The 12605-nt window shown below is 73.1% G+C and carries 8 protein-coding genes; 1 reads left to right on the top strand and 7 read right to left on the bottom strand.

Going from position 1 to position 12605, the window contains the following annotated elements; all coding sequences use genetic code 11:
• Positions 1 to 381: 381 nt before the first annotated feature.
• Positions 382 to 1395, bottom strand: a complete 1014-nt coding sequence (gene gmd / locus IE134_RS08695) for a GDP-mannose 4,6-dehydratase (RefSeq protein ID WP_010059488.1) — start codon at positions 1393 to 1395, stop codon at positions 382 to 384.
• Between the two features lie 114 nt (positions 1396 to 1509).
• On the opposite strand from gmd, the gene IE134_RS08690 reads away from it, so the two are divergent.
• On the top strand, positions 1510 to 2493 hold the full coding sequence (locus IE134_RS08690; protein ID WP_098896216.1) for a GDP-L-fucose synthase family protein: 984 nt from the start codon (positions 1510 to 1512) through the stop codon (positions 2491 to 2493).
• Positions 2494 to 2565: 72 nt separating this feature from the next.
• Here IE134_RS08690 and IE134_RS08685 read toward each other — a convergent pair whose 3' ends face one another.
• The 6 genes from IE134_RS08685 to IE134_RS08660 form a co-directional block, all read right to left on the bottom strand.
• Positions 2566 to 4125 carry an exopolysaccharide biosynthesis polyprenyl glycosylphosphotransferase gene (locus IE134_RS08685; protein WP_189430114.1) on the bottom strand — a complete coding sequence of 520 codons (1560 nt, stop codon included), beginning with the start codon at positions 4123 to 4125 and terminating at the stop codon, positions 2566 to 2568.
• Positions 4126 to 4504: 379 nt separating this feature from the next.
• Positions 4505 to 6757, bottom strand: a complete 2253-nt coding sequence (locus tag IE134_RS08680) for a DUF8696 domain-containing protein (RefSeq protein WP_189430113.1) — start codon at positions 6755 to 6757, stop codon at positions 4505 to 4507.
• An 85-nt stretch (positions 6758 to 6842) separates the two neighbouring features.
• Positions 6843 to 7379, bottom strand: coding sequence for a hypothetical protein (locus IE134_RS08675; RefSeq protein ID WP_189430112.1), 537 nt, complete (start codon positions 7377 to 7379; stop codon positions 6843 to 6845).
• 146 nt (positions 7380 to 7525) lie between these two features.
• Complete coding sequence (locus IE134_RS08670) at positions 7526 to 10258, bottom strand: SpoIIE family protein phosphatase (RefSeq protein ID WP_189430111.1); 2733 nt, start codon at positions 10256 to 10258, stop codon at positions 7526 to 7528.
• A 96-nt stretch (positions 10259 to 10354) separates the two neighbouring features.
• On the bottom strand, positions 10355 to 10984 hold the full coding sequence (locus IE134_RS08665; RefSeq protein WP_098896072.1) for an alpha-ketoglutarate-dependent dioxygenase AlkB: 630 nt from the start codon (positions 10982 to 10984) through the stop codon (positions 10355 to 10357).
• Between the two features lie 39 nt (positions 10985 to 11023).
• Positions 11024 to 12601, bottom strand: a complete 1578-nt coding sequence (locus IE134_RS08660; protein WP_098020394.1) for a GMC family oxidoreductase — start codon at positions 12599 to 12601, stop codon at positions 11024 to 11026.
• Between the last annotated feature and the right edge of the window lie 4 nt (positions 12602 to 12605).

Raw genomic sequence — 12605 nt, 5'->3', positions numbered from 1 at the left:
CTGCCTCGCCCGACCGGCCGCGGGGACGGTGCGTCCCCGCGAGGGCCGGGGCGAGTGGGGAGGCGGGGCCGGGGCCCCGCCCGTGGCCGGCGCCCTGAGCTCCACCGAGCGGTCGGTGGAGATCGGCGGAGGCGCCGGTGATCTTCCCGGGCATGGACGCGGCGAGCGCCGGCCGGGAGTCATGGGTGGCCGCCGGCCCGGTGCGGGCGTCGGCGGTCGCACGGTCCTGCCGGCCCGGTAAGGGGACGGCGGGCCGGTGGCGGAGTGGGCCGGCCCGGCCGCCGGGGGAGCGGCGCGCGTCACGGCGACGCCGTTCCGTCGGCCCGCCCGGACCGCCGGCGGACCCGTTCACCGGCCCACGGGCACGGCGGTCCTGCCCCGTCACCGGTCCACCCGGACGGCGGCCCCGGACAACTGGTCGGCCAGCTTGCGGATATCGGCGTCGACCATGATCCGGGCCAGCTCCCGGGACTTCACCTCGGGCTTCCACCCCAGCAGCTCCTCGGCCTTCGAGGCGTCGCCGATCAACGCGTCGACCTCGCTGGGGCGTTCGTACTTCGGGTCGTAACGCACGTGCTCGCGCCAGTCGAGGCCCGCGTGCTCGAAGGCGTACTCAAGGAAGTCCCGGACGCTGACGCCCTCGCCCGTGGCGATCACGAAGTCGTCGGGGGTGTCGCACTGGAGCATGCGCCACATGGCGTCCACGTACTCCGGCGCGTACCCCCAGTCCCGGACGGCGTCCAGGTTGCCCAGGTGCAGCCGGTCCTGGAGCCCTGCCTTGATCCGGGCGACGCCCCGGGTGATCTTCCGGGTCACGAAGGTCTCCCCCCGGCGCGGCGACTCATGGTTGAAGAGGATCCCGTTCACCGCGAACATGTCGTACGCCTCGCGGTAGTTGACCGTGGCCCAGTAGGAGTAGACCTTCGCCACGCTGTACGGGCTGCGCGGGTGGAACGGGGTCTTCTCGTTCTGCGGGGGCGGGCTGGCGCCGAACATCTCGGAGGACGAGGCCTGGTAGATCCGGGTCTGGATACCGCTGGCCCGGACCGCCTCCAGGAGCCGGATGGTGCCGAGCCCGGTGACGTCACCGGTGTACAGCGGGGCGTCGAAGGACACCCGCACATGCGACTGCGCGCCCAGGTTGTAGACCTCGTCGGGCTGGATGTCGCGCAGCAGGTTCACCAGCGCCACACCGTCGGACAGGTCCGCGTGATGCAGGACGAAGGAGCGCTCCGGCTCCTCGGGACCCTGGTAGATGTGGTCTATCCGCTCGGTGTTGAAGCTTGAGGAACGGCGTATGAGCCCGTGCACCGTGTATCCCTTGTCGAGCAACAACTCGGCCAGATATGAACCGTCCTGGCCTGTCACCCCGGTGATGAGCGCGGTCTTCGCCACGATTCCCCCTTCTCTGCTGATCGCCTCGGCGGCGATGTTCACCGATATTCCGGAATTGGAGCGTTCTGCGGCGAAGCGTCACCGCAGTCCCTTTCTGCTGGCACAATCCGAGCCATGACGACCGAACTCCCCGTCCCGTCCCAGGAATCCGCCCGTTCCCTACTGCGGCCCGGCTCCCGCATATTCGTCGCGGGACACCGCGGCCTGGTCGGCTCGGCGGTGGCCCGCCGCCTCTCCGACGACGGCCACGAGGTGCTCACCCGCGGCCGTGACCTCCTCGACCTGCGCGACGCCGCGCGGACCGAGACGTATCTGAAGGAGGTCCGCCCGGACGCCGTGGTGCTGGCCGCCGCCAAGGTGGGCGGGATCATGGCCAACAGCACGTACCCGGTGCAGTTCCTGGAGGACAACCTGCGCATCCAGCTCAGCGTGATCGCGGGGGCTCACGCGGCCGGGACGCAGCGGCTGCTCTTCCTCGGCTCGTCGTGCATCTACCCCCGCCTCGCGCCCCAGCCGATCCGCGAGGAGTCGCTGCTCACCGGGGAGCTGGAGCCCACCAACGAGGCGTACGCCCTCGCCAAGATCGCCGGCATCGTCCAGACCCAGTCCTACCGGCGGCAGTACGACGCCTCCTACATCAGCGCCATGCCGACCAATCTCTACGGGCCCGGCGACAACTTCGACCTGGAGACCTCGCACGTCCTGCCCGCGCTGATCCGCCGCTTCCACGAAGCGCGCAGGGACGGGGCCCCCGAGGTCACCCTGTGGGGCTCCGGCTCGCCGCGCCGGGAGTTCCTCCACGTCGACGACCTCGCCGCCGCCTGCGTGAGCCTGCTGGAGGCCTACGACGGCGACGAACCCGTCAACATCGGCTGCGGCGAGGACCTCACCATCCGCGAACTGGCGGAAACCGTACGGGATGTGACGGGCTACGAGGGGCGCATCGCCTGGGACACCTCGAAGCCCGACGGGACCCCCCGCAAGCTGCTCGACGTCACCCGCCTGAACGCCCTCGGCTTCACGCCGAAGATCCCGCTGCGCGACGGCATCGCCCGCACCTACGCCTGGTGGCTCGGGCAGCTCCCGCCCGGACAGTGACCGCCCGCCGCCGGGAGAAGCCTCCCGGCGGCGCACCGGTGGTGCTCCTCGCATCCGTCCGCCCGCCGCCATTCAGTACGCCCCGCGGCCGTCGGTGACGGCGCGCACGGTGCGGGCGAGGAGTCCCATGTCGGCGGCGACCGACCAGTTGTCCACGTACCAGAGGTCGAGCGAGACGGTCTCCTGCCAGCTCAGGTCGGAGCGCCCGCTCACCTGCCACAGGCCCGTGAGCCCCGGCTTCACAGTGAGCCGGCGATGCTCCTGCTCGTCGTAGCGGGACGCCTCCTCCGGCAACGGCGGCCTCGGCCCCACCAGCGACATGTGGCCCAGCAACACATTGACCAGTTGCGGGAGTTCGTCGATCGACGTACGCCGCAGCATCCGGCCGACCGGAGTCACCCGGGGGTCGCTGCGCATCTTGAAGAGCGGCCCGTCGACCTCGTTGACCACGGCGAGCTGCGCCTTGAGCTGCTCCGCGTCCGCCACCATCGTGCGGAACTTCCACATGGTGAACGGCCGGTTGTGCTGCCCCTGCCGCACCTGCCGGTGGAAGACAGGACCCCGCGAGGACAGCCGGACGCTCAACGCGACCGCCAGCAGCAGCGGTGCCAGGGCCAGCAGTCCGAACAGGGCGCCCGTACGGTCCAGCACGTTCTTGACCATCGCCTGCGGCCCCCCGCGCAGCGGCGGCGCGATGTGCAGCAGGGTGAGCCCGGCCGCGGTGACGGGACGCACCCGCTCGGCCGCCACGCCGGACAGCTCGGAGAGCACGGACAGGGCGACGCCCCGGTCGTGCAGCCCCCAGCCGAGACGCCGCAGCCGGTCGCCGGTCAGCTGGGGCCCGGGAGCCACCAGCACCAGGTCGGCCTCATGGGCGTAGACCCCGCCGAGCACCGTCGACACATCGTCGTCGGCCGGGCAGGCCGCGAGGTGCCCCGCCACCTGTACGCCCTCCAACTCCAGCCGTGCGGCGCCCACGGGAACGGCGGCGACCAGCGTGTAGTCGTGATCCGTACGGGAGTTGAGCAGCCCGGCCGCCCGGTCCACCCCCGGCGCCTCGCCGACCAGCAGCACCCTGCGGACCCGGCCGGCCCGCCGGGCGGAGCGCGGCCACCGCCGCAGCCCCGCCACCGCGGCGGCGATCAGCAGCCCCGGCGCGACGGCCACGACGGCCGTGGCCGGGTCCACCGGACTCCCCGCCGCCGTGTGCAGCACGGCCAGCAGGCCGATGAGCACGAGCCAGTCGCCGACCGCCCCGACCGCGCGGGCCGCACCGCCGGATTCGGTCCGCAGCCGGTCGGTGTACCGCCCCCGCGTGCCGCGCAGTCCGGCCCACAGCAGCCCCGCGACCGCGGCGGCCGCCAACGGGCGGGGCTGGTCCCCCGCGCGCAGCAGCAGCCAGGCCGGACCGGCCAGACCCAGCAGGTCGGTCAGTGCGGCGAGGACCGGGCCGCGCGCGGGCAGCCGCCGGGCCGGCGCCGGGCCGACCGGGTCGCGCTGAGCCGTCGGGGCCCTCCAGAGTTGCTCCAGGGCCGCCGTGCGATTCCGGGAGGCGGCGGTGCGAGGGCGCGGTGCGCCCCGGAGCCCCACCGGTCCGGATAGGTCGGTATCAGGTATTTCGACATGCCCCATGAGCCCCCCAGCCACAGTTGCACCCCCACAAACGGGACGCATCCGCCGATCCCATGGACTGACGGATGCGCCCTCGCTCGGTGCACGATATCCACACACGTGCCATTTCGCTGGAGTTCTCGTGAAGTTCAGACGGCTCGGTCCAGACATCTCCGATCGGCCGGAACCGTCCGATGTGGGCTGGTGAGCAAGGATATTGATGGAGTGCCAGCTGTGTAAGCGCTTGTGTCCGGTGGTGCCGAGGGGCGGTTCGCGGAGGGGCCGGCCCGGCCGCGCACGGGTGGGAGATGCGTGAACCCCCTGGCGGGCGGTGTGCCCGGCCAGGGGGTTCACGCATCTCCCCCTCAGGGCCCCGAGGGGTGCGGGGGCTGCTACGACGTCAGAGTGCGCCCTCCGTGCGCCTCCTGGCGCGCCGGTGGACCAGTACCCCTGCGCCAACAAGCCCCGCTGCCGCGAGAGTTACCGACATCACAGTGACCCCGGTGGCCGCCAGGCCGCCGCCACCGGACGTGGCGGCGGTCCCGGTGCCGCCCGCGACACCCCCGCCGACCGTGGCACCGGAGCCGTCGGACGTACCGGTGGAGCCTCCGGACGTACCCGTGGATCCGGAGCCTCCGGTGGAGTCGGAGTCGCCCGTGGTGGAGCCGCCGCTGGACTGCGTGCCGCCGTCGCCACCTGTCGAGCCGTCACTTCCCTGACTGCCACTGCCATTCGAGGCATCGCCGTTGCCGCCGACGTCGCCGCCCGTGTCCCCGCCGGTTGCCGGGGTGACGGTGAGCTTCACGGCGGCGGTGCGGGTGGTGCCGACGTCGTTGCGGAACTCGGCGCGGTAGCGGTAGCCGTCCTGCGCGGTGCGCGCGGTGAACGTGAGGGCGGACTCCGTCGCGCCCTCGACGTCCTTCCAGGTCTGCGCGCCGTCGGTGCTGACCTGCCAGCGGGCCGTGGGCTCCGGGGTGCCCTCCGCCTCGGCGCCGAGGGTGACCTCCTCGCCCTCCTTCGCCGTGAGGTCGGCGGGCGCGCGGGTCACCAGGGGCGAGACCTGCCGGACCAGCTTGGTGATCTTCCCCTCGGCGGGGCTGGTCACGAAGACGGTGGCCCCGCCCGCTTCGACGGCGAGTGAGGCCGCACCGGCCTGGGAGTGGTTGCCGGGCAGCGACAGGTCCTGGGCGGCCACGGCGAAGTCCTCGCTGCTGTACACGGTCAGCGTGCCGTTGTTGTCGTTGGCCGGGTCGGAGGGGTCCCCGCCGTCCTGCCAGACGACATAGGCCCGGCCCGACGCCGTGTCGAAGGCGGCGTCACGGGCCAGGTCCTTGCCGACGAGCGTCTTGACCAGGGTGCCCGCGGCGTCGAAGACCAGTACCGACCGGCCGACCCCGACCCACACCGCGCCGGTGGCCGGATCCGTCTCGGTGAATCCGGCCATGCCCCCCGACCCGCCGGGCAGGTCGAAGGAGCCGCTGACGGTGAACGACGCGAGGTCCACGCGGTGCAGTTTCCCGGCCGTGAAGTCGGTGTACCAGAGCGCGCCCCGCTCGGGGTCGGCGGCGAACTGGGTGCCGCCCGGCAGGGTGAGGGTCCGGGTCGCCGTGCCGGTGGCCCGCTCGATCTCGGAGAGCGTCGCGCCCTGGGCGACCAGGACCGTGTCCGGGGTCGTACCGGGGGCGATGTCGGTGATCGTGGACCCGGCGAGCCAGACGCCCGTGGCGGCCTCGTCGCCCGACTTGGCGCTGCCGACGCCCCGCAGCGGGTAGTTGTAGACGACGCCGTCGCCCGGCAGCGGTCCCGCGATGCGCGCCGCGGCCGAGGCCCGCAGCGCACCGGTGGAGCCGGGGGCCTGGCTGATCCAGCTCTCGGACGTCCCGTTCTCGGGGTTCAGCACATGGAGTCCGCGCTCGTCGACGTCGGCCGTGTCGGGGAGGTTGTCCGCACCGACGTACAGCTTCTTCGAGTCGGGGTGCAGCAGCAGGTCCAGCGGCTTGCCGGCCGTGGTGAAGTCGGCGGCGGACTTGTACGAGACGGTCCCCGCGGGGACGTCGACACCCTCGCCGCCCCCGTCGCCGGGATCCTGGCCTGCGAAGGCGACGGGTATGCGCACGTCCTGCGTACGGTCGCCGGCGGCGCGGTGGTCGGCGCGGGTGACGACGGAGCAGGCCACCTCGGCGCAGTCGAGGCCGTCGCCCTTCTGCGCGATCTCGATCTCCACGTCGAAGGTCCCGCCGGGCCCGAAGGCCTGCGCGAGATCGCCCTCGTACGGGTCGCCCGGGGGCACGATCCACTGCGAGGTCTTCGAACCGCCGCTCATGTCCGCGCCGCCGAGGCAGGGGGAGGGCACGCGGTTGTCCCCGTTGTCCTTGCACAGGGCGACGTAGATGCCGGTGGTGAGGCCGTACCCCTCGCCCTGGACCCGGACCTTCTGCTGGGCCGCGTCCAGGCCGGTGGTGGCAGAGACGGTGAGCTTCTGTCCCTGGGGGCCGGTGGCGGTCTTCGGGGTGCCGGCGTCGGCGCTGACCGCCGCGCCGACGGGGATCCCCGCGAGCAGCAGGGCGGCGACGGCGGCCGTGCCCGCGCGGCGTCTCAGCCTGCTCCGGCCGCCGGGCGGGGTGCCGGGAGCGGTGCCCGGAGTGGATGTCATGTCATTCCTCGTCAGGACGCGTGGGAGCCCGGCCCCGGCACGTACGGCCGGGACCGGGCAGAGGGGATGGAGAACTCGTCCGGTGCTACACGAAGTTGATCGGAGCGTGGATGTCGTACTTGCGGTCGTTGGTGTCGGTGTGGTCGGCGCGGGTCACGACGGCGCACTCGACGGTGTCGCCGCAGACGTTGCCGCCGCCGAGGTCGGCCTTGACGTGTATCCGGACGCTGAAGGTGCCGCCCGCGCCGAACGGCGAGGTGTTGGGGAGGCCGCCGCCCAGACCGGAGACCCAGTGCGAGGCGCCGGTCGTGCCGGACTCGTCCTGGCCGCCGAGACACGGCGACGGCTTGTTGGCGCCCTGGGCGCCGTCCACCACGCACAGGCTCACGTAAACGCCCTGGGCGGTGTTGTAACCGCTGCCGGTGACGGTGATGTTGGCGCCCGAGGCGGCCGCGCTGTCGGGGGCCGTCAGCGACAGGTTGTAGGTGGTACCGCCTTCGGTGACGGTACGGGTGCCGGTCGCGGCGGCGGCGGGGGAGGCGAAGGTCACGGCCAGCGCGGCTGCGGCGAACGCGGCGAGGCTCGTACGGGCGACGGTACGGGTGGAGGGAACAGCACTCACGGGATGAGCACCTTTCTCGGCGTCGGTAACCAGAACCACGGACACCCAGTCGACTTAGGTAAGGCACACCTAAGTCGAAGTCTGTTGGGTTGTCAACAAAGTGGCTCACGCGGCCCGTACGGAGACTCGGCCCGTACGGAGAGTGGTCAGCCTCCGTCGGCCGGCGGCAGCGCCTGCTCGGTCCAGATGGTCTTTCCGGTCGGGGTGTACCGGGTGCCCCACCGCTGGACGAGCTGCGCCACGATGAACAGGCCGCGCCCGCCCTCGTCGTCCTCCGCGCTGTGCCGCAGGTGGGGGGAGGTGTGCCCGGTGTCCGCGACCTCGCACACCAGGGTGCGGTCCCGGATGAGGCGGAGCCCCAGCGGCCCGCCCGCGTACCGGACCGCGTTGGTGACCAGCTCGCTGACGACGAGCTGGGTCGCGAACACCAGCTCCTCCAGGCCCCAGGCCTCCAGCTGCCCGGTGGCCAGCTCGCGGGCGCGGCCCACCGACACCGCCTCCGCGCTCAGCTCCCAGTGGGCGACCCGCTCCGCGTCGAGCTCACGGGTGCGGACCAGGAGCAGGGCCGTGTCGTCGGCGCTCGTACCGTCCGGCACCAGCTCGGACACCGCCCGGTCGCACAGCTCCTCCAGCGACGCGGAACGGTCGGCGAGCACCCGGCCCAGCGTGTCGAGGCCGTGGCTGATGTCGTGGTCCCTGGCCTCGACCAGGCCGTCGGTGAACAGGGCCAGCAGGCTGCCCACCGGCAGCTCGAACTCCATCGACTCGAACGGCAGACCGCCGAGGCCCAGCGGCGGCCCGGCGGGCAGGTCCGGGAACGACACCGCGCCGTCGGGGTCGACGACCGCCGGCGGCAGGTGCCCGGCCCGGGCCATGACGCACCGCCGGGAGACCGGGTCGTAGACCGCGTACAGGCAGGTCGCCCCGGTGGTCACGTCGTACGTCTCGACGGCCCCGCCATACGCGTCCGGCGGCTCCTCCGCGGGCTGCCCCACCAGGTCGTCCAGCCGGGTCAGCAACTCGTCGGGAGGCATGTCCAGCTGCGCGAAGGCCCGTACGGAGGTGCGGAGCCGTCCCATGGTGGCGGCGGCCTGGAGGCCGTGCCCGACCACGTCCCCCACCACCAGGCCGACCCGGGTCCCGGACAGCGGGATCACGTCGAACCAGTCCCCGCCGACGCCGGTCACATCGTCGGCGGGCAGATAGCGGTAGGCGGTCCGGACCGCGGACTGCGGCGGCAGGTGGTGCGGCAGCAACTGCCGCTGGAGGGCGAGGGAGGCGGTCCGTTCGCGCGTGTAGCGGCGCGCGTTGTCGATGCAGACCGCGGCCCGGGCCGCCAGTTCGTCGGCGAGGGCGACCTCGCCGTTGTCGAACGTGGTCGCCCGGTCGGGGGCGGGCGGCCGGCCCGAGGCGTCGGGTCCCGCGCACCGGTCGAAGGTGACGAGCCCGAGGATGCCGCCCCCGGCCCTCAGCGGGACGACGAGGGTGCCCTCGTCGAGGACGAGCCCGCCGGAGGAGAGGCTGCGGTGCTGGGGGGATCCGGGCGGATAGACGACCGGCGGATACGGGTGCCGGTCCTCGCCGACCGAGTTCGCGGACCCGGACACGCCGCGCGAGCCGCCCTCCGCGTCTGCGGAATCCAGCGGTCCGGGGTCCGCGACGACCGGGCCGGGCGGGCCGGTCTCCGGGCCTCCGGAGTCCAGCAGTCCGGGCCCGGGGACGCCCGGGCCGGGCCGGCCGGGGTCGGGCCCTTCCGCGTCCGGCCGGTCGGCGTCGCGCGGGGCCGGGTCCGGGAGGCCCGGGTCCGGGGTGGCTGCCCCCGGCTCCGAGCGGTCCGCGACCCGGAGCAGCGACATGTCCGCCGCGCTGCCGACCGCCGCGGTCTCCCCGGTCATCGCGGCCCGCGTGACATCGACCCGTACGGTCGCGGCGAAGTCCGGCACGGCCACCTCGGCGATCTCCTCGGCGGTGGTGGCCACGTCCAGGACGGTGCCGATCCTGCGGCCGGCCTCGACGAGGAGGGCCAGCCGCTCCTGGACCCGGTAGCGGTCGGTGACGTCGAACGCGTCCTCGCACACGCCGAACACGTGCCCGTGGGCGTCCTCCAGCCGGTAGTAGGCGCAGGACCACAGATGGTCCCGCCCCGGGTCGCTCGGCTGCTGCGCCCTGAAGTTCAGGTCGAGGACCGGCTCGCCCGTGTCGAGCACCTGGTGCATGACGCCGTCGAGCGTCTGCGGATATCCGGGGGTCACGAACGAGCCGCCGCCGTACAGTTCGTCGGCCCGCATGCCCCGGAACGCGGCCAGTGGCTGCCCGATCTCCCGTTCGTAGGCGGTGTTGCACCAGGTCAGCCGCAGATCCGTGTCGTAGATCGCCAGCCCGACGGGCGACTGGGTGGCCAGCCCCTGGAGCAGGGCGAGCCGCGACTCCCAGTGCCGCAGTTCCCCCACCTCGGCCGCCACCAGGATCCGGTCCGGCGCGCCGGGGCCACGGTCCGCCGCTCCGCCCGGCAGCGGGCACGTCGCCGTCGCCACCAGCAGCTCCCGGCCGTCCCGGGCGTGGGCCACGTGGATCTCGTTGCCGACGAGGGAGGGCGGGCCGACGCCGGTGGAGACGGGCGCTCCGGACACGCCGGAGGCCTCGGGAACTCCGGACGCTTCGGCTGCTGCGGCCGGGGGAGTGCCGCCGACCGGGTGCACCGAGAGGAACGCGCTCAGCGGCCGCCCCAGGGCCTCGGCGGGCTCGTAGCCGAGGAGCTCGGCCGCCGTGGGACTCCAGCCGATGACGGTGCTCTCGGCGTCCAGAACCACCGTGGCCGCCCTGGTGATGTCCAGGGGTCCACGGAAATCGGCGCTCTCCGCCGTGTTCGCCGCGCTCACGGCGCGACCCCGGCCCGGTTCATTACTCTCAGAATCCGCCCTGCCCGGGACCCGCACAACCGCGGTGGCCCGGGGTGCGGCCCCGGAAAGCCGGGGTCAGCGCACCCCGTCGGGCCGGAACTGCACGCTGACGCGCGGCCCGACGGCCCGCGCGGTCTTGGGGACCGCGTGCTCCCAGGTGCGCTGGCAACTGCCGCCCATGACGATCAGGTCGCCGTGGCCGAGCGGCCTGCGGACGGGGGCGGGGCCCGGGCGGCGCGGCCGCAGTGCCAGCTGCCGGGGCGCTCCCAGCGAGAGGATCGCGACCATCGTGTCCTCGCTGCTTCCCCGCCCGACGGTGTCCCCGTGCCAGGCGACCCCGTCCCGCCCGTCGCGGTAGAAGCACAGCCCCGCCGTGGTGAACGGTTCGCCCAGCTCGGCGGCGTAATGCTCGCCGAGCTCGATGCGGGCGGCCTCCAGGGCCGGATGGGGCAGGGGGGCGTGGCGGCCGAAGAACGCCAGCAGCCGGGGGACCGCCACCACACGCTCGTACATCACACGCTGCTCGGCCCGCCAGGCGACGTCGCGCACCAGCGTCTCGAACAGCGTGTCCGCTCCCTGGAGCCACTGCGGCAGGACGTCGATCCAGGCGCCATGGCCGAGATCGGTGCGCCGCAGTCCGCTCAGGGGGCGGGTGCCGACCTCGGCCTCCTGGTCGAAAAGCGAGCTTTGCAGGTGTACGGCCATGAGGAGAGCGTAACGCTATTCGAGCACGTGTGCGAATAGCTATCGGGTGACAGGGGTGGGGCCTTCCTTGATCAGATCGGCGCACTTCTCGCCGATCATCATCGTGGTGATGCACGGATTGACCGCGGGAAGGAACGGCATGACCGACGCGTCGGCCACCCGCAGCCCGGTGACGCCCTTCACCCGCAGCTGGGGGTCGAGCGGCGAGTCCGGGTCCTCCGCCGGGCCCATCCGTACGGTTCCGGCCGGGTGGTAGACGGTGTTGTGCGTCTCGCGGATGTAGTCGAACAGCTCCGCGTCCGTGGTCGCGCCGGGTCCCGGAGCCAGCTCGGCCCCCGCCCACGCGGCCATCTCCGGCTGCGCCACGATCTCCCGCGCCAGCCGCAGCCCGTACGTCATCACCCGTACGTCGTGCTCGTCGGTGAAGTAGCGCGGATCGACCCGGGGCTTGTCCCGGAAGTCCCGGGTCCGCAGCCGCACCGTGCCCAGGGAGCGGGCGCGGGTGACGTTCGGGGTCAGGCAGAACGCGTTGTCGGAGGTCGGGTAGCCGCGCCGGTAGGTGTTCATGTCGAACGGCACCGAGCCGTAGTGGAACATCAGGTCCGGCCGGTCGAGCCCGGGCTCGGTGTCCGCGAAGATCCCGATCTCCCACCACTGGGTGGACGCGGTGACCATGGGCTGTTTCGCCTCCCACATGATCACCCCCTCCGGGTGGTCCTGGAGGTGCGAGCCGACGCCGGGGGAGTCCACCCGCACGTCCACCCCGGTCTCCCGCAGATGCCCGGCCGGCCCGATCCCGGACAGCATCAGCAGCTTCGGGGAGTCGATCGCCCCGCAGGAGACGACCACCTCGCGCCGCGCGTGCACCGTCCCGCTGTGCACGGTGTCGGGCTCCAGGTACTCCACCCCCGTGCACCGCTCGCCGTCGAACAGCAGCCGCTTCGCCTGGAGCCCGGTCCGTACCTCCAGGTTGGGCCGCTTCCCCAGCACCGGGTGCAGATACGACACCGAGGCCGAGGAACGGGTGCCGTCCTCGCGGGCGTTGATCTGGAACCAGTGCGCGCCCCGGATCACGGTGGAACCCGTGTTGAACGGGACGGTGGGGATGCCCGCCGTCGCGCAGGCCTCCAGCAGCGCCGTACCGCACGGGTCGCGGGGCGGCACCGTCCGGATGGTGACCGGGCCGGAGCGGCCGTGGTGGTCGCCGGGCGCGTCGTTGGTCTCCAGGCGCTGGTAGAGCGGGTAGCAGTCCGCCGCGCTCCACCCGGTGCAGCCGAGCGCCGCCCACTCGTCGAGGTCCTCGGCCGGGGCCCAGAAGGCGATGCAGGAGTTGTGGGAGGAGCAGCCGCCGAGCACCTTGGCGCGGGCGTGCCGCATGAAGCTGTTGCCCCGCTCCTGCGGTTCCACCGGATAGTCCCAGTCGTATCCGGACTCCAGCAGCGCCATCCACCGGTCCAGCCGCAGGACGCTGTCGTCCCCGACGTCCGAGGGGCCCGCCTCCAGTACGCAGACGGTGACGTCGGGGTCCTCGGTGAGCCGGGCCGCGATGACGGCACCGGCCGTACCGCCGCCGACCACGACGTAGTCGAACGTGGGTACGGAGCTCTCTTCGGGCATCAGG

The sequence above is a fragment of the Streptomyces rubiginosohelvolus genome (genome assembly GCF_014649875.1).
Lineage (GTDB): Bacteria > Actinomycetota > Actinomycetes > Streptomycetales > Streptomycetaceae > Streptomyces > Streptomyces rubiginosohelvolus.
The sequence above is the reverse complement of the archived record's forward strand: the minus strand, read 5'-3'. Positions and strand labels throughout refer to the sequence as shown.

Bases quoted from the DNA above. Each gene is read 5' to 3' on its own strand.
- IE134_RS08680 (WP_189430113.1), bottom strand. From the start codon at position 6,757: ATGACATCCACTCCGGGCACCGCTCCCGGCACCCCGCCCGGCGGCCGG.
- IE134_RS08665 (WP_098896072.1), bottom strand. From the start codon at position 10,984: ATGGCCGTACACCTGCAAAGCTCGCTTTTCGACCAGGAGGCCGAGGTC.
- IE134_RS08690 (WP_098896216.1), top strand. From the start codon at position 1,510: ATGACGACCGAACTCCCCGTCCCGTCCCAGGAATCCGCCCGTTCCCTA.
- IE134_RS08685 (WP_189430114.1), bottom strand. From the start codon at position 4,125: ATGGGGCATGTCGAAATACCTGATACCGACCTATCCGGACCGGTGGGG.
- IE134_RS08660 (WP_098020394.1), bottom strand. From the start codon at position 12,601: ATGCCCGAAGAGAGCTCCGTACCCACGTTCGACTACGTCGTGGTCGGC.